This is a genomic window from Pseudomonas protegens (genome assembly GCF_003363755.1).
GTDB lineage: Bacteria > Pseudomonadota > Gammaproteobacteria > Pseudomonadales > Pseudomonadaceae > Aquipseudomonas > Aquipseudomonas danubii.
In genome coordinates this window covers 5,089,329-5,110,480 of the sequence record NZ_CP031396.1, presented here as the reverse complement: position 1 = coordinate 5,110,480, position 21,152 = coordinate 5,089,329, and the positions used below count along the sequence as shown (strand labels likewise).

Sequence of the window (21,152 nt, the reverse complement as noted above, 5' to 3'; positions counted from 1 at the left end):
ATATCTGACCGCGAAAACCCCTTCTGGTGCGATTTTGGCAACACGTTGATACAAGTCCTTCGACCGCCGGTAACCGCCCTGTCAGGACGCCTCGGAGTCGCATTTCCGGCGCCGGAAAAACACCATGCCACGTATCGATTCCGAGACAACTCAGTGCGCTGATGAACGAGTTATTTGCGCGCCGTGCCACTAGAATGCGTCATCGGGCCACTATCACGGAATTGCCATGCCGCTTCGTTCTCCCTTGTATTCGCAACGTTCGCTGGTACTGGTCCTGATCACCTTGCTGGGCAGCGGCTTCCTCGCCACTTCCCTGCTCAGCTACTACGCCTCCCGGGACTCGATCCGCGACAGCATCGTCAACACCGAGCTGCCCCTGACCTCCGACACCGTGTACTCGGAAATCCAGAAGGACCTGGTACGGCCGGTCCTGATCTCCTCGATGATGGCCCGCGACACCTTCATGCGTGACTGGGTGGTAGCCGGCGAACGCGACCCTACCCAGATGACCCGTTACCTCAACGAGGTCATGACCCACTATGGCGCCTACACCGCCTTCTTCGTCTCCAACACCAGCCTCACCTACTACCAGGCCAAGGGCGTGCTGAAGCAGGTCAAAGTCGATGAGCCCCGGGACGCCTGGTACTTTCGGGTACGCGATATGGCCACGCCCTATGAAATCAACGTCGACCCGGACCTGGCCAACCAGGACAAACTGACCTTCTTCATCAACTACAAGGTCTACGACTATCAGGAGCGCTTCATCGGTGCGGCTGGAGTGGGCTTGACGGTGGACGCGGTGATCAAGCTGATCGACAAGTACCAGCAGCGCTACCAGCGCAGTGTGTACTTCGTCGACACCTTCGGCCGCATCGTCCTTACCGGCGCCGACGGTGGGCCCCAGGGCGCCCGCAGCGGCCAGTCCCTGCATGACCTGGACAGCCTCAAGGAACTCATGACCCAACTGCCCAAGCCCCACAGCGGCAGCTATGAATACTCGACCCAGGGCCAGGGGCACTTTCTCAATGTGCGTTTCATTCCCGAACTGAACTGGTACCTGTTCGTCGACAAGCGCGAAGACGGCGCCCTCAACAGCATCCGTCAGTCGCTGTACCTGAACCTGCTGATCTGCCTGGTGGTCACCAGCATCGTGCTGATCCTGCTCAGCGGCGTGGTGCGTCGCTACCGGCGCAAGATCGAGGCCCAGGCCACCCTCGACAGCCTCACCCGCCTGCCCAATCGTCGCGGCTTCGATCTGCTGGCAGCCCAGGCTCTGCAGGAAGCGCGGCGGGACATGACGCCACTGTGCGCCCTGCTGCTGGACCTGGATCACTTCAAGCGCCTCAACGACACCTACGGCCATCTGGCCGGGGACCTGGTGCTCAGCGGTTTTGCCCGTGACCTGCAGGACTGCCTGCGCCAGTCCGACATCGTCTGCCGCTGGGGCGGCGAGGAATTCATTGTCCTGCTCAAGGACACCCAGAGCAGCGCCGCCCTGATCATTGCCGAGAAGATCCGCCAGCAGACTGAACAACAGCGCTACTACTATGAAGGGCAGCCTCTGCAACTGACCGTCAGTATCGGCTTGACCGCTCTGCAATCGGCAGACACCCTGCACAGCCTGCTGTCCCGTGCTGACCATGCGATGTACCGCGCCAAGCAGAGCGGACGCAATCGAACCTGTGTGGAAATGCCCCACTCCAGCCATGAATGAACCTGACCTTTGCCCGGCCTGCGGTGCCCGCAACGACTGCACCCTGGCCGACCCGCGTACTGCGGACCAAGCCTGCTGGTGCTACAGCGTGAGCATCGACCCGGCAATCATCGAAGCCTTGCCGCCACAGCTGCGCGACCGCTCCTGCCTGTGCCCCCGTTGTGCCGGGGTCGAAGCGCAGTTGCGCGCCGGCACCTTGCCACGCTCCTGAACCTCCTCGCCTTGCCCCCAACCGCCGATCACCATGCGCATTGACCGTTTCCTCAGCAACCTGCCCCGCTTCAACCGTCAGCAGGTGCGCCTGCTGCTGGTGCAACGCCGCATCCGCATCGACGGGCAGCCGGTCAGCGACCCCAAGGCCGAGGTCCGTGAGTTCAGTCGCGTGGAACTGGATGAGGAAGTGCTCCAGGTCGGCAAGCCGGCGCGTTATTTCATGCTGCACAAGCCCATGGGCTGTGTCAGCGCCACCCGCGACCCGGAGCACAGGACCGTGCTGGAGCTGATCCACGAGCCGGATCCCCAGGATCTGCACATCGCCGGGCGCCTGGATTACAACACCACCGGGCTGATGCTGATCACCAACGACGGCAGCTGGTCGCGACGCTTGACCCAGCCGCAGACCAAGCTGCCCAAGCTCTACTACGTGGAAACCGAGCAGGAGATTGGCCCCGAGTACATCGAGACCTTCGCCCAGGGTCTGTATTTCGCCTTCGAGGACCTCACCACCCTGCCCGCGCAGTTGCAGATCCTCGGCCCTCATAGCGCCAGGCTGAGCATCGTCGAGGGGCGCTATCACCAGGTCAAACGGATGTTCGGCCACTTCAACAACAAGGTGGTGCGCCTGCACCGCGAACGCATGGGACCACTGGTACTGGATGAATGCCTTGCCCCAGGCCAATACCGCCCCCTCAGCGCAGACGAAATCCGCCTGATCTGACGCCGCGTCCCGCTGAATGACCGCTGGGCAGAAGCTGTCGAACAATTTGCCCAACGCACTTGCAGGTTCCCGGTTGCCCTGCTTGAATCAGACCGTCGGCCGAAATGTGACCGATGAGTCACCCATACACATCTAAGAAACCTTTTGCCGGCCTGAGCCCTGCCTGCTCTGCATTCAACCCGGTAAATCGCCCGCCTATAACAATACCCGTCGACCTGCATTACCGGATCGACATGGGCTCCGATTCCAGGCGTATGCCTACCTGTCACATTGCCCGTGCACACTCAATGTTGCGCGCATACCCGCTTGCCAGGAGTCTTATGACATGAGGCCAGAAATCGCTGTGCTGGATATACAGGGTCAGTATCGGGTTTACACGGAGTTCTATCGCGCAGATGCCGCAGACAAGACCATCATTCTGGTCAACGGCTCGATGGCCACCACTGCGTCCTTTGCCCAGACCGTGAAGAATCTGTACCCGCAGTTCAACGTGGTGCTCTACGACCAGCCCTACGCGGGCCGGTCCAAGGCCCACAACAAGCACGAACGGATGCTCACCAAGGAAGTGGAAGGGCAGATCCTGCTGGAGTTGATCGAGCACTTCGCCGCCGAGCATGTGCTGTCGTTCTCGTGGGGCGGCGCCGCGGCCTTGCAGGCCTTGTCCCAACGTCCTCGACGCATCGAGAAGGCGGTGATCAGCTCGTTCTCGCCGGTGCTCAACGAACCCATGCGCGACTACCTGGAGCGCGGTGTCGACTACCTCGGCAGCCTCGACCGCCATCGCGTCGGCCACCTGGTCAACGACACCATCGGCAAACACCTGCCATCGCTGTTCAAGCGCTTCAACTATCGCCATGTCAGCAGCCTGGCGGAGCATGAGTACGGGCAGATGCACTTCCACATCAGCCATGTGCTCAACGGCGATCGCCAGTGCTACTTGCGGGCGGCGAAGAACATCCAGGTGCCGGTGCTGTTTCTCAACGGCGAGTGGGACGAGTACACCTCAGCCAACGACGCCAAGCTGTTCGCCGACCATGTACAGCACGCGAGCTTCAGCACCATCCAGGCCACCGGGCATTTTCTCGACATGGAACACAAGGCGGCCTGCCGCGACAGTCGCCAGGCACTCCTGGGCTTCCTCAAGCCAGCCCAGTACGACAACCGCTCGCGTCCACACTATGTTCATGATCAGCATGCACGGGCCATCTGAAACCCCGTCGCCACAGGCCGTCACCCCGCCTTGAAAAACCCTGTTTTTCCTGGCGGGTGAGGCACCTGTGGCGACCTCAACCGACACGCAAGCACAAGTCAGATAAAGAAAAACTTCAAATCCCCGGCCACTTCTGGTACAAAGTCAGCCGTTCGAGCGGGTGTCGTATAATGGCATTACTCCAGCTTCCCAAGCTGATAACGAGGGTTCGATTCCCTTCACCCGCTCCACTTCCCCAATCTGCGGGCTCCAGCAGATATCTGTAGAAGCTTCTCAGGTCGTTGATTCAAACGATCTCCTCCCCTCCCAGCAGCAAACCTAGCGAACCAAGCCCAAGCCTCGTGCAGATCATTGGAGCGCCGCTGTTTCAGCATCGACCTGTACCAACGGCCCATCAGCCGGGTGCGTGGCACAACTGATCGGGATTGGCCAAAAAAGCGGCATAGTCATCCGCAACGACGCAGGTTCGACCCGTCTCATGGGACCACAGCACCACAACCGGCTCACCGGCGTCGCCCAGTACCGCGTAATCGAAGCAGTAATAGTCGCCCGTCCCAAATTGAGCGAACGGCAGCAGGCTGGAGCAGTCGAGCGCGATGCGGGAGAAAGTGTCTTGCCAAGCCCGCCAGCCTTGCTCGAAATGGCGGACTATCGACTCCCAGGTCTTGCGGGGATCACGCGCATCAAAGACAGGAAACACTTCCAGCCCCCCCAGCGCCTTGCCGTTGTGCTCCAGCAGCCAGTCCACGAATGACCCGGGCAAGGTTCGCCCCAATGCCGTCTCGGCAGCATGAATGGCCTCTATTGTCGTGCCTATCACTCGCGCTTTGCCCAAGGTGCCTCGCTTAGGGTACAGACCCGGGTTCGGGGGATTCGGTTGGCCCTTACAGACGAACACCCACCGCTATCGGTTGGCTTGGTGTCGATGACGACGCTGATCGCTTGAGGCGTGGCGCACGATAATGCATAACCCACACTGAGTGAAAATCGCCGTGACCGGGTCAGAGGAAAAACCTCAGCCGCGTCTTTTGCATCATCCGCCCGACATCACGGCTGCACACGAACCTCAAGGAAACGCTGCATGACCCAGAATATTTACGACGATCCGACCTTTTTCCAGGGCTACAGCCAGATGGGCCGCTCCCTCGGCGGCCTCGATGCGGCACCGGAATGGCCAGCCCTGCAAGCTCTGCTGCCCACCATGAACGGTCTCAAGGTGGTGGACCTGGGCTGCGGCTATGGCTGGTTCAGCCGCTGGGCCAGCGAACAGGGGGCCCGACAGGTACTGGGCCTGGACGTTTCGCAAAAGATGCTGGCGACCGCCCGCGCCAGCACCTCGGCGCCCAACATCGATTATCAGCGGGCCGATCTGGAACACCTGAGCCTGCCCGCCTGCAGCTTCGACCTGGCCTACAGCTCCCTGGCCCTGCACTACATCAAGGACTTGCGCGGGCTGTTCACCCAGGTCCATGCCGCCCTGGTACCCGGGGCACGCCTGGTGTTCTCCATCGAGCACCCGATCTTCATGGCCCCGCGCAACCCGGGTTGGCAGGTGGATGACCAGGGCCGCAAATCCTGGCCGCTGGACAGCTACCAGCAAGAAGGCGAGCGAGTGACCCATTGGCTGGCGGAGGGCGTGATCAAGCAGCACCGGACCCTGGGCACTCTGCTCAACACCCTGATCGACACAGGGTTCAGCATTCGCCATGTCGAGGAGTGGGGACCGAGCGCCCAGCAAGTGCTGGAGCAACCGGCTCTGGAAGAAGAGCGCGAGCGACCGATGATGTTGCTGGTGGCCGCCCAGCGCTGAGGCGGCCGCCGTTGCGCGGCCACCTCGGCAGGCTTGCCCTGCCTGCTAGAAGCCCTGCTGCAACGGAAAACGCCGGGCCCCGCTGTGAGCGAGGAATTTTTCCTGGGCCATGGGCCGGGCCAGGAAATAGCCCTGGGCTTCGTCGCAGCCAAAGGCCCGTAGCATCTGCAGGCATTTGAAACTCTCGATGCCCTCGGCCACGGTGCGATAGCCCAGCTCCCTGGCCAGGGCAATGACCGAACGGGTGATCTTCTGGTGCTGGGCGCTGCTCTCAAGGTCCGTGACCATGGATTTGTCGAGCTTCACCACATTGGCGGGAATCTGATGCAGGTAGGCGAAGTTGCTGTAGCCGGTACCGAAATCATCGATGGCCACGTCCATGCCCAGGCCGCGTATCTTGCTCAACTGATCCAGCACCTTGGGGTTGGAGCGCAGCCAGGCACCTTCAGTGATCTCCACCTCCAGGCGCCGGGGATCGATGCGGTGACGCTGGCAGGCCTCCCTGAGGACATCGGCAATGTCCTGGTCCTCGAAATCCTGGGGGGACAGGTTGATCGACAGGCGCTGTACATCGCTGGAACTCCAGCTGTGCAGCCTGTCCAGCACCGCGTTGATCACCCAATGGGTCACCCGGTGGATCAGGGCGTTGCGCTCCATGACCGGAATGAATTCCGCCGGGGAAATCGGTCCCAGCCAAGGGTGATCCCAGCGGATCAGCGCCTCGGCGCTGACCTGGGCACCATCGGGCAGGGCGAAGCGCGGCTGGAACATCAGGTAGATCTGTCCGCTGTCGAGGGCTTCGCTGATGTCCGACGCCAGATTGAAGGCACGTCGATAGGCCTGGTCCCGCACCACGTCATAGGGCGCCCAGGTGCTGCGCTTCAAGGTCGCCAGCTCCAGGGCGAACATGGCTTTGCGCAGCACGTCCGGCACCGCGTCGCGGTCCGTGGAGAACTCCACGGTGCCCGCACATACCCCGGGAATCATCGGCAACTCAAGGCCCGGCGGCTGGCGCCGCAAACGCCGAACCAGCCCTTCGAGAAAACGTTCGATGCCCGGCGCTGCCGGTAGCAGAAAGCCAAAACGCTTGACCGAGACGTGATACACCCGGACATGCCGCCCCAGGTAGGTGAGCAGTTGCTGGGCCAGGAAGCGCACGATGATTTCAAACGGAGCCATGCCCATGGCCAGGGTCAGCTCGTGAGCCACGGTCATGTCCACCGCATCCACCAGCACCAGCACGCGCTTTTCACCAGGATGCTGTTCCGCCAGGTCGTACAGATCGCTCTGGAATTGCTCCCGATTGGGCAGGCTGCTGACCGGATCGCGACGGGTCTGGCGCTGACGGTGCTCGATCTGCTCCATCACCAGGCACGCCAGGTCCCGCAGTTGCTGGCGCTCGACGGCATTCAAGCGCTGGGGCTGTTTATCGATGACGCACAAACTGCCGATGGCATGGCCGGTGGATGTGATCAGCGGCGCGCCAGCATAAAAGCCGATGCACGGATCTTCGGTGACCAGGGGATTGGCATGAAAGCGCACATCCCGGCGGGCGTTTTCCACTTCAAACACATCGCCGGACTTGATGGTGTAGGCACAGAACGATTGATCGATGGGGGTCTGCTCGGCGACGAAGCCCACCCGCGACATGAACCACTGGCGATCCCGATCCACCAGAGTGATCAGGGCCGTGGGTACCTTGAAGTACTGCGCCGCCAGACGACAAATACGATCAAAACGCTCACAACGGGCCGTGTCCAGCAGTTCCAGGGCATACAGAGCAGCCAGGCGCTGCTCCTCGACCAACGCCTTATCGGGCATACCGCGCCTCAGGCAGGATCAACACACTCATCAGAAAACCTATCTCAGCAGCGCAGGGGGAAAACACCACCTGGAAACGGGTTGAGCCCAAAATGGTGGCATTACGACATCCATCGACAGCATGACGCAGTGACTAGTGCTTGCCAATTCCATCCGTCGGACGAACGGTATTGCCCGGAACAATACATAGCAACCTTGAAAAGACCGTTCCAGAGCGCTAGCGCCCCATGACAAAGCGACCTTGCCGGCCATTGCGTCCTGCTCGAGCCCCTCTCTGCAAACCCTGGCAGATCGGCAGGCGCATACCTTGCGAAGACAAAAAAAGCGATCCGCAGATCGCTTTCTTTGCTATTGCATCAACAGGCCAGTTCCAGAATCCCGACCTTCTTGCCCCCTTGTCACTACCCTGCTCCTGCCGGGCGTCCGAATCTTTTAACAGCCTGCGACTGTCTGCTGGCTGAACCTGCCGACGGCAAGCGTGACAATTCATGACAGGCCCTTGCCAAGCATGAGCAAAGCCGGAACCATGCGCCGCCCTGCCCATGGATGGAGCCGTACCATGAAAAAACTCGTATTCCTGCTATTCCTCGGCCTGCTGGTGGTGCTCAACGTCGGCTACTACACCGAGCTGGAAGAAGCCGAGACCCACACCCGCTGGTTTATCAAGCAGTCCCCGACGCTGCGCCTGGAGTTCTTCAATATCCACGCCAATGACGGCGACTACCGGCGCGTGGAAAAGCTCACGCCCGAGTACCGGCAGATGATCATCGACTACTGCAAGTACCGTTTGGGCATCGACACCCAGGTCACCACCCAGGCCGACGTGGAACGTTGCGCCAAGCTCTGACCCCTCTCCTCCGGCACGCCCCCCGTGCCTTTGGTACTCGTCTCATGGCAACCGGGCCAGCCCCCGGCTAGGGTCGCTACAACTCTCCTGCCCCTGGGGAGCCCTGCGCCCCTCCTTGGTCCAGGGGTGCTATGGTGGTCGGCTGCCCTGCGTGCCAGGGCTCATTGGAGGAGTGCGACGCTGAACGCCTGGTCGTGAAGCTTGAGGAGGTCACTGAATAGATATGTGCAACGCCAAAGATATTTACACCGCGGGTTGGATTCTGGTGGTCATGTCCGGACTGGTGTCGCTGGTGATCCAGGTCTACCTGGGCTATTTCAAGATCGATGACATGGTCAAATACCTGGCCCGTTGCCGGGTCGTCGCCATTCGCATGCCACTGCTGGGCAAAGACCCTCTCAGCCGTCTGTGCATGCTGGTGTGCATCGGCGGAATGTTCGCCATGCCCCACCTCTTTCTGCGCAATGGCGGCTTGGATGTGCGCGACTACAAGAACTTCCCCCTGGGCCTGAAATGGCTGATCAATCTGTTCCAGCTGTCAGCCCTGGCCGCGCTTATCGCCTTCCTGGTGTTGTGGTGGGTCAGTCGTCACCTTTGACCGGCAACGGTCTTCATTGCGGGGCGCCACGCAACGGCGCCCCGTCTCCCCAGAGCCAGCAGCCCTTCAACCGGTCGCTGTCTGCTGATGAAAATCCTCACGGGTCATTTCGAAAAACCGGCTTGGCAGGCCTTCGAACTCGCCGTCGTGAGTGAAACGAAAACCCAGCTTGCGAGCCACCGCCAACGAGGCGCCATTGTCGATGTGAGCATCAGCGACAATCCGCTCGACCTCCGGGTCGGCAAAGGCGTGCTCGACAATGCGCCTGGCGGCCTCAGAGGCCACCCCCCGGCCCCAGGCCCGCCGCACCAGACGCCAGCCCATCTCCAGTTCCGGGCCCACGGCGTCGAAAGGAATGAACGAGACCCAGCCCAGTAAATCGTCCGGGGCCTCCTTGGCGAAGATCGCCCAATAACCGCATCGCTCACCAAAGTCCTGGGTCATACGCGACCGCAGGAAATCCCGATGCCATTGCCCACCGTCCCAGATCCCCGGAGTGAAGCGCGTGACTTCAGGGTCCGGGTCCATGCGCAAGCAGGCCTCGAAGTGTTCGAGCGTGCGTGGACGCAATATCAGATTGGGGGTTTCGAAGTGCAGATTCATCCGTGATCTCCTGGGTTGATGGCCGACCATGAAACAGCGGCTGGCGGAAAAAGAAAACGGCCCGCCGCAAGAAAACACGTCGCTCCGCACAGCAAACCCGATCAAGCCCCTCACTTCGTATACAGCCACGCATACACTTTTCGACACCATTGTTCAGAACTATCTGATTGAATGATAATAATTATCTAATGAGAATCGCTTCCAAATAAAACGGAGGCTCTATCTCAATGTCCAGTCCCGCCCGCCCACAACCCTGGAAGTTGTGGTCCACCTCTCTCGGTCTGATGGCCCTCAGCGAAGCCAGCCTGGGAGCCGCTGCTGAAGACGCCAAGCGTCACACCGAGGCGACACCTGTCACCCTGGCGCCAACCCATGTGCAAGGGGTGCATCAGCCCGGCTACAAGCGCGAGGCCTCGGATTCGGTGAAGTTCACCGCGCCCCTGCGGGAAACGCCGAAGTCGGTGACCATCATCACCGACACCCTGATGCAGGAACGTGCCGTGTCGACCCTGACCGATGCCTTGCGTACCACCCCGGGCATCACCTTCGGCGCCGGGGAAGGCGGAACGCCGCTGGGGGATCGCCCCTTCATCCGCGGCTTCGAGGCCAGTACCGACATCATGATCGACGGCATCCGCGACGTCGGCCGGATGAACCATGAAGTCTTCAACTACGAGCAGATCGAGATCGTCAAAGGCCCGGGTTCGGCCTACTCGGGACGCGGCTCCACCGGCGGCACCATCAACCTGATCAGCAAAGTACCGCAGCAGGAGAACTTCAGCGCCGGCAGCCTGACCCTGGGCACCGATCATCTGCGGCGCAGCACCCTCGACCTCAACCAGTACCTGCCCGAACAGAACATGGCCCTGCGCCTGAACGCCATGAAGCATGAAGCCGATACCCCCGGGCGCGATCATGTGCAAGTGTCGCGCTGGGGCGTGGCACCGAGCGTGACCTTCGGCCTGAACACCGACACCCGCGCCACCTTGAGCTACTACCACCTGCAGACCGACGACATGCCCGACCAGGGCATCCCGGTATCGGAAATCTCCGGCAAGCCGATCAAGGTCGACCGCGACAACTTCTATGGCTTCACCCAGCGCGACTTCCGCAAGACCTCGGCAGACCTTGCGACCTTGCAACTGGAACATGACTTCAACGACCACCTGACCCTGCGCAACACCACCCGTCAGGGCCGCAGCATGCAGGACTACGTCATGAGCCGGCCGATATCCACGGCGGCGCAGGAACAGGCGAACACCGTGCAACGTGCGGCTCGCGGGCGCAACGTGGTCAACGAATCGCTGATCAACCAGACCGACATCTTCGGCACATTCGACACCGGCTCCATCGGCCACAGCTACAGCGCGGGCCTGGAGTTCTCGCGCGAACGGATCGACGTCAAGAATCGTTATGCAAGCCCCAAGAACAGCAACCTGGGCGACCTCAATCACCCCAATCCAAAAGACCCATTCGCCCCGGTGCTACGAGACGACGGCCAGCACACCGTCACCCGACACAACAACCGCGCCGTCTATGTGATGGACACCCTCGCCCTGCACGAGCAATGGGACCTGAACCTGGGCCTGCGCTACGACGCCTATCACGTCAGGGACCCCAGCCAGAGCAACCGCAGCAATATGTGGACCTACCAAAGCGGCATCGTCTTCAAGCCCCTGCCCTACGGCAGCATCTACCTGTCCTACGGCACCTCGTTCAACCCTTCGGGCGAAACCGCCGGGCAGTCGGGCGGCGCCGATGGCGCAGCAGGCGGCCGGCTCAGCAACCTGGACCCGGAAAAGAGCCGCAGCCTCGAGCTGGGCACCAAATGGGACCTGCTCAACGAGCGCCTGGCCCTGACCGCAGCCGTGTTCAAGACCGAGAAGACCAACGCCCGGACCTACGACCCGATCAGCAACGAAGTGACCCTGGATGGCGATGTCGAAGTGAAAGGTTTTGAAGTCGGGGCCACCGGTTACCTCACCGATCAATGGGAGGTGATGGCGGGCTACACCTACCTGGATGCCAAGACGGTCAAGTACGCCTCAGGCAGGAACACCGACTTCAACGGCAACCAGATGAAGTTCATCGCCCCCAACAGCGCCTCGCTGTGGAGCACCTACATGCTCACCGACCGCCTGAAAGTCGGTGCCGGCGCCAACTATGTGGGCGAGCGCTACACCAACGATGAAAACACCCGCAGCCTCGATGCCTACTGGCGCTACGACGCCATGCTGGCCTATCGGGTGAACAAGAACCTGGACCTGCAGTTCAACGTGCTCAACCTCACCGACAAGACCTACTACGACGCGTCCCACGTTGGCTTGTTCGCCACCGTCGCGCCCGGGCGTTCCGCCGAGCTGGCGGCCAACCTGCGCTTCTGACATGACCCGCAGAACCCTGGGGGCGATGGAGATTCCATCGCCCCCAGGGCGTCATGGCAGCAAGGCCTGGATGTCGTTCCACAGTGCCCGGGGAACCTGCACCCCCTGCTCCAGGCTGCGCGCCCGGGCCTCAAAACGCCGCTGCGACGGCAACCGCGCGCCTTGCTGGGCAATGGCCGCGAACAACCCTTCCGCCCGCTCCAGCCCCTGCTGATAACCCTCGCCCAAAAACACCTGGGGATCGAACGCCAGCACCAGCTCGCCATGGCAAGGTGTCGCCCCCACGCCCTCGTCGAACGCCATGGATTCGGCGCTGGTCAGATCGCCAATCAAGGCGCCGGCTAGCAACTCGATCATCGCCGCCAGGGCCGACCCCTTGTGGCCGCCAAAGGTCTGCATGGCGCCCTGCAACGCCGCCCTGGCATCGGTGGTCGGTTGGCCCTGGGCATCTATGGCCCAATGGCTGGGAATCGGCGTGCCCTGGCGCGCATGCAGCTCGATATCGCCACGAGCGATGGCGCTGGTGGCGAAATCAAAAACAAAGGGGTGGCCCCCCGGACGCGGCCAGGCGAAGGCCAGGGGGTTGGTGCCGAACACCGGATGGCGGCCGCCGGCCGGGGCCACCCAGCTGTGACTGGGGTTCATCGCCAGGCCCACCAAGCCGCTGGCGGCAATCGCCTCGACCTCCGGCCACAGCGCAGAGAAGTGGAAACAGTGCTTGATCACCATGGCGGCGATCCCCTGGCTGCGAGCCTTTTGCGCCAGTAACGGCAAGCCGGTGTGAAAGCCCAGCAACGAGTAGCCGTAATGGGCATCGACCTCCAGCACCCCGGCGGAAATGTGCCGCACGCTGGGTTCGGCCTGTGGGTCGATCTTGCCCTCGCGTACCGAGCGCACGCAGCCCAGCAGGCGGTACACACCGTGGGAGTGGCACTCGTCACGCTGGCCCTGGGTGATGACCTCGGCGATCACCCGAGCATGTGCCTCGGACAGGCCGTGATGGGTAAGGACCCGATACGACTGGGCGCGGACTTCATCCAGTGACAGGGTGATGTATTCAGACATTCTGGAACCTCTATGGCTGGTGGGGAACGCTCCTGTGGGAGAGTCTTGGTGGATGGAGGGGGCAACAGGTACGGGCGAGGCGGCACGCTCCAGAAGGAGCGCCGTCTCGCCCCGGATCAACCGGAGAACTGACCGTCGAGCAGTTGCCGCACCTGCAACGGATTGGCGCGGTGCAGCTCGGCAGGCAACAGCGCCTCAGGCAGATCCTGGTAGGACACCGGACGCAGAAAGCGCTGGATCGCCAGGCTGCCCACCGAGGTGCTGCGGCTGTCGGAGGTGGCGGGGAACGGACCGCCATGAACCATGGCGTGGGCCACTTCGACCCCAGTGCCGAATCCGTTGACCAGCAGGCGTCCGGCCTTGCGCTCCAACAGCGGCAGCAGCGCGCGGACCTGGGGGTGATCGCCATCGCTCAGGTGCAGCGCAATGGTCAACTGGCCCTCCAGGCTCTGCAGCACCTGTTGCAAGGCGGCAAAGTCCGGGCACCTAACGATCAACGAGGCCGGGCCAAAGACCTCTTCCCGCAGTTGTGCGCAGCCCATGAAGGCCTCGGCCGAGGTGGCGAACAACGCGCCTCGGGCCTGAGTGCCCTGCCCCGCCAAGCCCTGGGCCAAGGTCTGCACCTGGGCATGGGCCGCCAGGGCGGCAACGCCCTGGCAGTAACTGCGGTGAATGCCTGGGGTAAGCATGGTCTGCGCTGCCTGTGTGGCTAGGGCAGCGGCGGCGGCGCTTTCAAAGTGCTGCAATGCCGAGCCTTCCAGGGCCAGGATCAAGCCCGGATTGGTACAAAACTGCCCGGCGCCCTGGGTCAGTGAGGCAACGAACGCCGGAGCAATCTGCTCCGCCCGCGCCTCCAGGGCTTGGGGCATCAACAGCACCGGATTGATGGAGCTCATCTCGGCATACACGGGAATCGGCTCAGGACGTAATGCGGCGATCTGCATCAGCGCGACCCCGCCCGTGCGCGAGCCGGTGAACCCCACTGCCTTGATCCGCGGGTCCGCCACCAGCCCCTGGCCGATGGCCCGGCCGCTGTCGAACAGCAGCGAAAACACCCCCTCGGGCAATCCCAGGCTCTGTGCGGCCCGGGCAATGGCCTGCCCCACCAACTCTGATGTACCGGGGTGCGCCGAGTGGGCCTTGACGATCACCGGACAACCCGCCGCCAGGGCCGAAGCGGTGTCGCCGCCGGCCACGGAAAACGCCAGGGGAAAGTTCGACGCGCCAAACACTGCCACCGGGCCCAGGCCGATATGCCGCAGGCGCAGCTCGACCCTGGGCAGAGGCTGACGCTCAGGTTGCGCCGGGTCGATCCTGACCCCGAGAAAACCGCCGTCACGGACTACCTGGGCAAACAGGCGCAATTGGCCGACGGTGCGCCCCCGCTCACCTTCCAGGCGAGCCCGGGGCAAGCCGGTTTCCAAGTGACAGCGCTCAATCAGTTCCTCGCCCAAGCCCAGAATATGGCTGGCAATGCTCTCCAGAAATGCCGCCCGCTGTGCAAGCGGCAACTGGCGATAAGGATCGAACGCCGCCTCCGCCAGGGCACAGGCGCGCTCAAGTTCAGCGGCCGAGGCGCCACCGAAAGCCGGTTGCAACACCTCGCCACTGGCGGCGGCCAGCCCATGAATCGAGCCCTGGCCGCCAAGCACGGCGGTGTGACCTATCAGCATCTGTCCAGTAACAGTCATGGATAACCTCGTCTGCATGAAAGTGGTCATTCCACCTCATCGCCGTCCAGCACCAGCTTGGCGCTGGGCACTCCGGTATTGGCACCCCAGTAGTAGATGCACAGGGCCATGAGAGTGACGGTGAGGGTGTCGTAGGGATGAGTCAGGGCGCCGATGCCGCCGAAGCTGCCCAGGTAGGAAATGACAATGGTCAGCCCATAGAAGGCGATCAGCCACAGCGATGAGCGCACCTGCTCGCCCAGGCTCAGGTGGTCGGTGGGCACCAGGCGTTTGCACAGCAGGTAGATCACGAACATCAGGATCTGCAGCCCCAGCAGCCAGGACACCGTGCCCCAGCCGGACCAGTAGACGATCAATGCCGCGATCACGAACGACACCGGACCCAGCAGGGCAAAGGCGCTGACCCGGAACGGCCGCGCCAGCTGCGGTGCACTCTTGCGCAACGCCGCGACGCTGATGGGGGCCACCGCATAACTGAGCACCAGGGCCGCTGACACCACGTTGATCAGCGCCTCCCACGAGGGGAACGGCAGGGTCCAGAACACCGACAGGCCAAAGGTCAGCCACAGCGCCGGACGCGGGATGCCGGACTCTTCATCGATGCGGGTGAAAACCTTGAAGAAGGTCCCGGTCCGGGCCCAGCCGTAGACCACCCGTGGCGTGGCGTTCATGTAGATGTTGCCGCAGCCGCTGGGGGAGATCACCGCGTCGGCCACCACCAGATAGGCCAGCCAGCCGACCCCGAGGGTCAAGGCAATGTCGCGGTACGGCAGAGAAAACTCCTTGCTGATGCCGCTCCAACCGTTGGCCAGCATTTCCGTGGGAATGCTGCCCAGAAAGGCCAGTTGCAACAGGCCGTAGATCAAGGTCGAGAGCAGCACCGAGAGAATCAGCGCGATGGGAATGGTGCGCTGGGGATTACGCACTTCACTGGCCACCGAGATGATCGGCGTCAGCCCCAGGTAGGCGAAGATGATGCCCCCCGCCGAGACCGCCATCTCGATCCCCGACAGGCCAAACGGGGCAAAACCCTGGACATGGAAGTTGTCGGGCTTGAAGAAGGTGAACAGCACCGCGATCACCAGCAGCGGCACGATGAACTTGAACAGGCTGATGAAGTTGTTGGATTTGGCGAAGGTCTTGACGCTGTAGTAGTTGAGCCAGAAGAACAGGCACAACAGGGCAAACTGCACCAGCCAGCCGATGATGGTCGGGTTGCTGGAGCCTTCGTGGGTCAATGCCGGGAACCAGGCCGCGGCGTATTGCCGGGCCGCCACCACTTCAATCGCCACCAGGCTGGAAAAGGCGATCAGGGTGATGAAACCCATCAAGTAGCCCAGCAGCGGGCCATGGGAGAACACCGGGTAGCGCACCACCCCACCAGCCCGGGGCAGGGCGGCTCCCAGCTCGCAGTAAACGATGCCCAACAGCAGCACGGCGAACCCGCCCAGCAGCCAGGAAAAGATCCCCGCCGGCCCGGCAATCGCCGAAACGTGGCTGGCCGCGAACAGCCAGCCGGAACCGAAGATCGCACCCAGACCGATAAAGGTCAGGTCCACCAGAGAGAGTTGTTTCTTGAATTTGCCTTTGCCTGACATGGGGCTGCGCCTTTTTTGAGGTTATTGGAATAGGCAAGTCGAATGTCACGTCGGCGGAGCCGCTCGACGCTTGCAGCACATGGGGTATTGCAGAAGCGGATGCCCCCACCCAGGGCACCCGACAAATCCTGCAGGCCCGTTTCTACAGGCCGACGTCCGGCAGGCTCGGGCGCGTGGCCAGGGCCTTGGCGACCAGGGCTTTGACTTCGGCCAGGGTTTCACCCTGCAGCGCCAGACGCGGCGGCCGGGTGATGGACGAGCCACGGCCCACCAGTTCTTCACAGAGCTTGATGCACTGCACCAGGTCCGGACGAGCGTCCAGGTGCAGCAGCGGCATGAACCAGCGGTACAGGGCCAGGGCCTCCTCGAAGCGTTTTTCCTTGGCCAGGCGGAACAGGGTCTCACCCTCCTTGGGAAAGGCCACGGACATGCCCGAGACCCAGCCCTCGGCCCCCACCGCCACGCTCTCGACCACCACATCGTCGAGACCGGCGAACAGCACGAAGCGATCGCCGACTGCGTTGCGCAGATCGATGAAACGCCGGGTATCGCCGGAGGAGTCCTTGAAACAGACGATGTTCTCGCAGTCCTGCAGGGCGATCAGCACCTCGGGGGTGACGTCATTCTTGTAGATCGGCGGGTTGTTGTAGACCATCACCGGCAGGTCGGTGCCGGTGGCCACCGCACGAAAATGCGCCGCGGTTTCATGGGGCTTGGCCGAGTACACCAGGGCCGGCATCACCATCACCCCATCGACCCCGACCCGAGCCGCTTCGCGCACCGTATCGCGGGCGAACTCGGTGGTGAATTCGGCCACCCCGGCTATCACCGGCACCCGACCGCCGGCGGCGTCCTTGGCGACTTCGATCACCGAGAGTTTTTCCGCGGTGCTCAAGGAGGTGTTCTCCCCCACGGTGCCGCACACCACCAGGCCGGATACGCCGTCGTCCACCAGGTTGCGCATGACCTGGTGGGTGGCCTGCAGGTCGAGGGAGAAATCGGCTTTGAATTGAGTGGTCACAGCGGGGAATACACCGCTCCATTGGATGGCTCTACGGCTCATGGTCTGGTCCTTGTTTGAGGTCGGCCGGGCCGACTGACGTTGAAAACCCAGACCAGAGTCGCCTTTTATCCCCCTTGCAGCTTGAGGCTTTTCGCCCCTGCAAGAGACGAAATCGGCACACTCGCCCCTCACCCCATTGCAGCTCCAGCGCCACAGCGGCCATGGCGAAACTGTGCTGATTTCGTCATCTGCCACAGCGAAAACCCACAAGCAACGCCGCCCCCGCCAAGGCCACTCTGTCGTTCTTTCCCGTCAGGTGCCGCCATGAAAAAAATAACCGTGATCGACTCACACACCGCAGGTGAACCCACTCGCCTGGTAATCGACGGCTTTCCCGAGCTGGGCAGTGGCTCCATGGCCGAGCGCCTGCAGACCCTGCGCAGCCAGCACGATCACTGGCGCCGCGCCTGCGTCCTCGAACCCCGGGGCAGCGACGTGCTGGTCGGGGCCCTGCTCTGCGAGCCACAGGCCAGGGAGGCCTGTGCCGGCGTGATCTTTTTCAACAACAGCGGCTACCTGGGCATGTGCGGCCACGGCACCATCGGCCTGGTGCGTTCGCTGTACCACCTGGGACGCATCGACTACGGCGTGCACCGCATCGAAACCCCGGTGGGCACGGTGGAGGCCACCTTGCACGACGATCTGTCGGTGAGCGTGCGCAACGTCCCCGCCTATCGCTACCGCACCCAGGTGGCGCTGCAAGTGCCGGGGCACGGCACGGTGCATGGCGATATCGCCTGGGGCGGCAACTGGTTCTTCCTGATCAGCGATCACGGCCAGGACATTGCCCTGGACAATGTCGAAGCCCTGACTCAATTCACCTGGCGCGTGCGCGAGGCCCTGGAAGCCGCCGGGGTGACCGGGGCCGAGGGCGAAGTCATCGACCACATCGAACTGTTCGCCGACGACCCACAGGCCGACAGCCGCAACTTCGTGCTCTGTCCCGGCAAGGCCTACGACCGCTCCCCCTGCGGCACCGGCACCAGCGCCAAGCTGGCCTGCCTGGCGGCGGACGGCAAGCTCGCTCCCGGCCAGACCTGGCGCCAGGCCAGCGTCATCGGCAGTCAGTTCAGCGCCCACTACGAACAGGCCGGCGAGCGGATCATTCCCACCCTGCGTGGCAGCGCCCACATCAGCGCCGAAGCGACCTTGCTGCTCGACGACAGCGACCCGTTCGCCTGGGGCATCGGCTCGTGAATGCCCAGGGCGAGGCCGACGTGATCGTGGTCGGCGCCGGCATCATCGGTGCCGCCTGCGCCCATGAACTGGCCGGCCGCGGCCTGCGGGTGCAGGTACTGGACGACGCCCGTGGCGGTGCCACCGGGGCCGGCATGGGGCATCTCGTGGCCATGGACGACAACCCGGCGGAGCTGGCCCTGAGTCATTACTCCATCGGCCTGTGGCGGCAGTTGCGCGAACGTCTGCCCGAGGCCTGTGCCTATCGCAACTGCGGCACCCTGTGGCTGGCCGCCGACCGCGAGGAAATGGACCTGGCGCGAGCCAAGCAGCAGACCCTGGCAGACCACGGCGTCACCGGCCACCTGCTCGACGGCCCGCAGCTGGCGGCGCTGGAGCCGATGCTGCGCCCGGGCCTGGGCGGCGCCCTGAAGATCCCCGGAGACGGCATTCTCTACGCCCCGGCCACCGCCCACTGGATGCTCAGCAGCCATCCACTGATCCAGCGCCAGTGCGGCCATGTGCGTAGGGTGGCCGGCGATCAGCTGGAGCTGGACGACGGCCGGGTCCTGCGCGCCCCCCGGGTGCTGCTGGCCAACGGCTTCGCCGCCCGGGAACTGCTGCCGGCCCTGCCCCTGCGGCCGAAGAAGGGCCACCTGCTGATCACCGACCGCTACCCACAACAGGTCCAGCATCAACTGGTCGAACTGGGCTACGCCGCCAGTGCCCACGCCAGTGACGGCACCTCGGTGGCCTTCAACGTCCAGCCGCGTCCGACCGGCCAGTTGCTGATCGGCTCGTCCCGACAATTCGACACCCTCGATCCTCAAGTCGAACCGGCCGTACTGGCGCCCATGCTGCAACGGGCAGTGCAATACCTGCCAGAGCTGGCAACGCTCAACGGCATCCGCGCCTGGACCGGCTTTCGCGCCGCCAGCCCGGACGGCCTGCCGATCCTGGGTGAACACCCGCAACAACCGGGCCTGTGGCTGGCCGTTGGCCATGAAGGCCTGGGCGTGACGACCGCCCCCGGCAGCGCGCGGCTGCTGGTGGACCTGATGCTCTGCGAATGCCCGGCAATCGACCCGCGCCCCTATCTGCCCGGACGCTTCGCCGCCCTGACTGGAGAATGCCCGTGATCATCTACCTGGATCAGCAAGCGCTGGAGGTCCGCGGCGGCCTCACGGTGGCCGCCGCTGTGGCCAACAGCGGCGTGCCCTATACCCGCACCGCCTGCAGCGGTGCTCCACGAGCGCCGTTCTGTGGCATGGGCATCTGCCAGGAATGTCGGATGACCATCGACGGTCACCGTCAACTGGCCTGCCAGACCCTGTGCCGGGATGGCATGCAAGTGGAGCGCAGCCAATGAGCGCCCAACGCCTGCACTGCCAGATCGTCATAGTCGGCAGCGGCCCGGCGGGACTCGCCGCCGCCCAGGCCGCCAGCCACAGCGCCACCTCGATCCTGATGATCGACGACAACCCGCGGGCCGGCGGACAGATCTGGCGCAATGGCCCCGGGCACCCGCCCACCGCTCTCCAGGCCGAGCGCTTCAAGATCCTGCAGCACCCGACGCTGCGCTACCTTAGCGCCACCCGGATCATCGCCGCCCTGGGCCCGCAGCGCCTGTTGCTGGAGGACGCGCAACAGGCCTGGCAGGTGGACTTTGAACAGCTGATCCTGTGCTGCGGTGCCCAGGAACTGCTGCTGCCCTTTCCCGGCTGGACCCTGCCCGGGGTCACCGGTGCCGGAGGCCTGCAGGCCCTGCTGAAGAATGGCCTGCAGGTGAATGGAAAAACCCTGGTGATCGCCGGCAGCGGCCCCTTGCTGCTGGCCAGCGCCGCCACCGCACGCCAGGCCGGCGCCCGCGTGGTGCGGGTGCTGGAACAGGCCACCGCAGCCTCCGTGCTGGGTTTCGCCGGCCAGTTGTGGCGCTGGCCAAGCAAGCTGGCCCAGGCCCTGAAGCTGGCCACCCCGGCCTACCGTTGCAACGCCCACGTGGTGGAGGCCCTGGGGGACCGGCACCTGCAAGGGGTACGCATCCGCCAGGGTCGGCGCAGCGAGGAAATCCCCTGCGACTACCTGGCCTGCGGCTTCGGCCTGGTGCCCAATACCCGTCTGGCCAGCCATCTGGGCTGTCACCTGGAACACGGCGCCATTGCGGTCGACCAGCAGCAGCGCAGCAGCCTGCCCCAGGTCCTTGCCGCCGGAGAATGCACCGGCATCGGTGGCAGCGAACTGGCCCTGATCGAAGGTGAGATTGCCGGCTGCGTGGCCAGCGGCCAGAGCGCCCGCGCCGCCGGCCTGATCCGCCAGCGCCAGCACTGGCAGGCCTTTGCCAGGCAGTTGCAGCGTCACTTCGAGCTGCAACCGCAGATCCTCGAACTGGCACGACCCGAGACACTGCTGTGCCGTTGCGAAGATGTGCCCTACGCTGCGGTGGCGGCGGCAGCCGATTGGCCCAGCGCCAAGTTGCACAGCCGGTGCGGCATGGGGGCCTGCCAGGGCCGAATCTGCGCCAGCGCCGCCCAGCGCCTGTTCAACTGGCCCATGGTGGCCCCGCGAACGCCGCTGGTGCCGGCCCGGCTCGCCACCCTGATGCTCGACGAGACCTGCCACGACGCCGCAGACTGAA

20 protein-coding genes and 1 tRNA gene are annotated in these 21,152 nt (G+C 63.6%); 14 read left to right on the top strand and 7 right to left on the bottom strand.

All coding sequences use genetic code 11. From position 1 onward, the window contains the following. Window positions 1-226 precede the first annotated feature (226 nt). From DWF74_RS23155 to DWF74_RS23135, 5 genes are all read left to right on the top strand, one after another. Window positions 227-1,714 (top strand): sensor domain-containing diguanylate cyclase, encoded by a 1,488-nt coding sequence (locus tag DWF74_RS23155; protein ID WP_115581786.1) that lies wholly within the window; start codon window positions 227-229, stop codon window positions 1,712-1,714. Then, the gene (locus DWF74_RS23150; RefSeq protein WP_102861583.1) at window positions 1,707-1,925 is read left to right on the top strand and encodes a cysteine-rich CWC family protein; all 219 of its coding nucleotides are present in this window, start codon (window positions 1,707-1,709) and stop codon (window positions 1,923-1,925) included. Before DWF74_RS23155 ends, DWF74_RS23150 begins: the two co-directional genes overlap by 8 nt. A gap of 33 nt (window positions 1,926-1,958) precedes the next feature. Continuing rightward, window positions 1,959-2,651: a 16S rRNA pseudouridine(516) synthase gene (locus DWF74_RS23145; protein WP_102861582.1), complete on the top strand. Its 693-nt coding sequence runs from the start codon at window positions 1,959-1,961 to the stop codon at window positions 2,649-2,651. A 325-nt stretch (window positions 2,652-2,976) separates the two neighbouring features. Further along, complete coding sequence (locus DWF74_RS23140) at window positions 2,977-3,861, top strand: alpha/beta fold hydrolase (protein WP_102861581.1); 885 nt, start codon at window positions 2,977-2,979, stop codon at window positions 3,859-3,861. Between the two features lie 156 nt (window positions 3,862-4,017). Then, window positions 4,018-4,091, top strand: a tRNA-Gly gene (locus DWF74_RS23135). A 164-nt stretch (window positions 4,092-4,255) separates the two neighbouring features. Here DWF74_RS23135 and DWF74_RS23130 read toward each other — a convergent pair. After that, entirely contained in the window at window positions 4,256-4,681 is a 426-nt protein-coding gene (locus DWF74_RS23130) for an SMI1/KNR4 family protein (RefSeq protein WP_240322077.1), read from the bottom strand. Window positions 4,682-4,942: 261 nt separating this feature from the next. Here DWF74_RS23130 and DWF74_RS23125 point away from each other — a divergent pair, with 261 nt between their 5' ends. Then, a complete protein-coding gene (locus tag DWF74_RS23125; protein ID WP_102861579.1) occupies window positions 4,943-5,671 on the top strand; it encodes a class I SAM-dependent methyltransferase in 729 nt (242 codons plus the stop codon). A 45-nt stretch (window positions 5,672-5,716) separates the two neighbouring features. On the opposite strand, the gene DWF74_RS23120 is transcribed toward DWF74_RS23125, so the two are convergent. Continuing rightward, entirely contained in the window at window positions 5,717-7,492 is a 1,776-nt protein-coding gene (locus DWF74_RS23120; protein ID WP_102861578.1) for a putative bifunctional diguanylate cyclase/phosphodiesterase, read from the bottom strand. A gap of 559 nt (window positions 7,493-8,051) precedes the next feature. Between DWF74_RS23120 and DWF74_RS23115 the strand changes: the two genes are divergently transcribed. Both DWF74_RS23115 and DWF74_RS23110 read left to right on the top strand, forming a co-directional pair. Then, window positions 8,052-8,339 carry a hypothetical protein gene (locus DWF74_RS23115; RefSeq protein WP_115581784.1) on the top strand — a complete coding sequence of 96 codons (288 nt, stop codon included), beginning with the start codon at window positions 8,052-8,054 and terminating at the stop codon, window positions 8,337-8,339. Window positions 8,340-8,562: 223 nt separating this feature from the next. Then, window positions 8,563-8,937 carry a hypothetical protein gene (locus tag DWF74_RS23110; RefSeq protein ID WP_102861576.1) on the top strand — a complete coding sequence of 125 codons (375 nt, stop codon included), beginning with the start codon at window positions 8,563-8,565 and terminating at the stop codon, window positions 8,935-8,937. Between the two features lie 66 nt (window positions 8,938-9,003). Here DWF74_RS23110 and DWF74_RS23105 read toward each other — a convergent pair whose 3' ends face one another. Continuing rightward, complete coding sequence (locus DWF74_RS23105) at window positions 9,004-9,540, bottom strand: GNAT family N-acetyltransferase (RefSeq protein WP_115581783.1); 537 nt, start codon at window positions 9,538-9,540, stop codon at window positions 9,004-9,006. 28 nt (window positions 9,541-9,568) lie between these two features. On the opposite strand from DWF74_RS23105, the gene DWF74_RS30460 reads away from it, so the two are divergent. Both DWF74_RS30460 and DWF74_RS23100 read left to right on the top strand, forming a co-directional pair. Further along, window positions 9,569-9,715 (top strand): hypothetical protein, encoded by a 147-nt coding sequence (locus tag DWF74_RS30460; protein WP_162884111.1) that lies wholly within the window; start codon window positions 9,569-9,571, stop codon window positions 9,713-9,715. A gap of 52 nt (window positions 9,716-9,767) precedes the next feature. Continuing rightward, on the top strand, window positions 9,768-11,924 hold the full coding sequence (locus DWF74_RS23100; protein WP_115581782.1) for a TonB-dependent receptor: 2,157 nt from the start codon (window positions 9,768-9,770) through the stop codon (window positions 11,922-11,924). Between the two features lie 51 nt (window positions 11,925-11,975). Here DWF74_RS23100 and DWF74_RS23095 read toward each other — a convergent pair whose 3' ends face one another. The 4 genes from DWF74_RS23095 to DWF74_RS23080 all read right to left on the bottom strand — a co-directional run bounded on the left by DWF74_RS23095 (window position 11,976) and on the right by DWF74_RS23080 (window position 17,341). After that, window positions 11,976-12,989 (bottom strand): Ldh family oxidoreductase, encoded by a 1,014-nt coding sequence (locus DWF74_RS23095; protein WP_102861573.1) that lies wholly within the window; start codon window positions 12,987-12,989, stop codon window positions 11,976-11,978. A gap of 116 nt (window positions 12,990-13,105) precedes the next feature. Next, entirely contained in the window at window positions 13,106-14,680 is a 1,575-nt protein-coding gene (locus DWF74_RS23090; protein WP_115581781.1) for an aldehyde dehydrogenase (NADP(+)), read from the bottom strand. A gap of 26 nt (window positions 14,681-14,706) precedes the next feature. Next, window positions 14,707-16,278, bottom strand: coding sequence for an APC family permease (locus tag DWF74_RS23085; RefSeq protein ID WP_102861571.1), 1,572 nt, complete (start codon window positions 16,276-16,278; stop codon window positions 14,707-14,709). Window positions 16,279-16,420: 142 nt separating this feature from the next. Then, the gene (locus DWF74_RS23080; RefSeq protein WP_115581780.1) at window positions 16,421-17,341 is read right to left on the bottom strand and encodes a dihydrodipicolinate synthase family protein; all 921 of its coding nucleotides are present in this window, start codon (window positions 17,339-17,341) and stop codon (window positions 16,421-16,423) included. Between the two features lie 264 nt (window positions 17,342-17,605). Between DWF74_RS23080 and DWF74_RS23075 the strand changes: the two genes are divergently transcribed. From DWF74_RS23075 to DWF74_RS23060, 4 genes are read left to right on the top strand one after another with little or no spacing between them, the layout of a single operon-like run. Continuing rightward, the gene (locus DWF74_RS23075) at window positions 17,606-18,538 is read left to right on the top strand and encodes a 4-hydroxyproline epimerase (protein ID WP_115581779.1); all 933 of its coding nucleotides are present in this window, start codon (window positions 17,606-17,608) and stop codon (window positions 18,536-18,538) included. Further along, complete coding sequence (locus tag DWF74_RS23070) at window positions 18,535-19,656, top strand: NAD(P)/FAD-dependent oxidoreductase (RefSeq protein ID WP_102861568.1); 1,122 nt, start codon at window positions 18,535-18,537, stop codon at window positions 19,654-19,656. The genes DWF74_RS23075 and DWF74_RS23070 overlap by 4 nt, the downstream gene beginning before the upstream one ends. Continuing rightward, window positions 19,653-19,886, top strand: coding sequence for a (2Fe-2S)-binding protein (locus DWF74_RS23065; RefSeq protein WP_102861728.1), 234 nt, complete (start codon window positions 19,653-19,655; stop codon window positions 19,884-19,886). The genes DWF74_RS23070 and DWF74_RS23065 overlap by 4 nt, the downstream gene beginning before the upstream one ends. After that, complete coding sequence (locus DWF74_RS23060; RefSeq protein WP_115581778.1) at window positions 19,883-21,151, top strand: NAD(P)/FAD-dependent oxidoreductase; 1,269 nt, start codon at window positions 19,883-19,885, stop codon at window positions 21,149-21,151. Before DWF74_RS23065 ends, DWF74_RS23060 begins: the two co-directional genes overlap by 4 nt. The last annotated feature ends 1 nt before the right edge of the window (window position 21,152 follow it).

Bases quoted from the DNA above. Each gene is read 5' to 3' on its own strand.
- DWF74_RS23120 (WP_102861578.1), bottom strand. From the start codon at position 7,492: ATGCCCGATAAGGCGTTGGTCGAGGAGCAGCGCCTGGCTGCTCTGTAT.
- DWF74_RS23125 (WP_102861579.1), top strand. From the start codon at position 4,943: ATGACCCAGAATATTTACGACGATCCGACCTTTTTCCAGGGCTACAGC.
- DWF74_RS23140 (WP_102861581.1), top strand. From the start codon at position 2,977: ATGAGGCCAGAAATCGCTGTGCTGGATATACAGGGTCAGTATCGGGTT.
- DWF74_RS23155 (WP_115581786.1), top strand. From the start codon at position 227: ATGCCGCTTCGTTCTCCCTTGTATTCGCAACGTTCGCTGGTACTGGTC.
- DWF74_RS23105 (WP_115581783.1), bottom strand. From the start codon at position 9,540: ATGAATCTGCACTTCGAAACCCCCAATCTGATATTGCGTCCACGCACG.
- DWF74_RS23110 (WP_102861576.1), top strand. From the start codon at position 8,563: ATGTGCAACGCCAAAGATATTTACACCGCGGGTTGGATTCTGGTGGTC.
- DWF74_RS23145 (WP_102861582.1), top strand. From the start codon at position 1,959: ATGCGCATTGACCGTTTCCTCAGCAACCTGCCCCGCTTCAACCGTCAG.
- DWF74_RS23080 (WP_115581780.1), bottom strand. From the start codon at position 17,341: ATGAGCCGTAGAGCCATCCAATGGAGCGGTGTATTCCCCGCTGTGACC.
- DWF74_RS23095 (WP_102861573.1), bottom strand. From the start codon at position 12,989: ATGTCTGAATACATCACCCTGTCACTGGATGAAGTCCGCGCCCAGTCG.
- DWF74_RS23085 (WP_102861571.1), bottom strand. From the start codon at position 16,278: ATGTCAGGCAAAGGCAAATTCAAGAAACAACTCTCTCTGGTGGACCTG.
- DWF74_RS23100 (WP_115581782.1), top strand. From the start codon at position 9,768: ATGTCCAGTCCCGCCCGCCCACAACCCTGGAAGTTGTGGTCCACCTCT.
- DWF74_RS23150 (WP_102861583.1), top strand. From the start codon at position 1,707: ATGAATGAACCTGACCTTTGCCCGGCCTGCGGTGCCCGCAACGACTGC.
- DWF74_RS23075 (WP_115581779.1), top strand. From the start codon at position 17,606: ATGAAAAAAATAACCGTGATCGACTCACACACCGCAGGTGAACCCACT.
- DWF74_RS23090 (WP_115581781.1), bottom strand. From the start codon at position 14,680: ATGACTGTTACTGGACAGATGCTGATAGGTCACACCGCCGTGCTTGGC.
- DWF74_RS23115 (WP_115581784.1), top strand. From the start codon at position 8,052: ATGAAAAAACTCGTATTCCTGCTATTCCTCGGCCTGCTGGTGGTGCTC.
- DWF74_RS23060 (WP_115581778.1), top strand. From the start codon at position 19,883: ATGAGCGCCCAACGCCTGCACTGCCAGATCGTCATAGTCGGCAGCGGC.
- DWF74_RS30460 (WP_162884111.1), top strand. From the start codon at position 9,569: ATGAAACAGCGGCTGGCGGAAAAAGAAAACGGCCCGCCGCAAGAAAAC.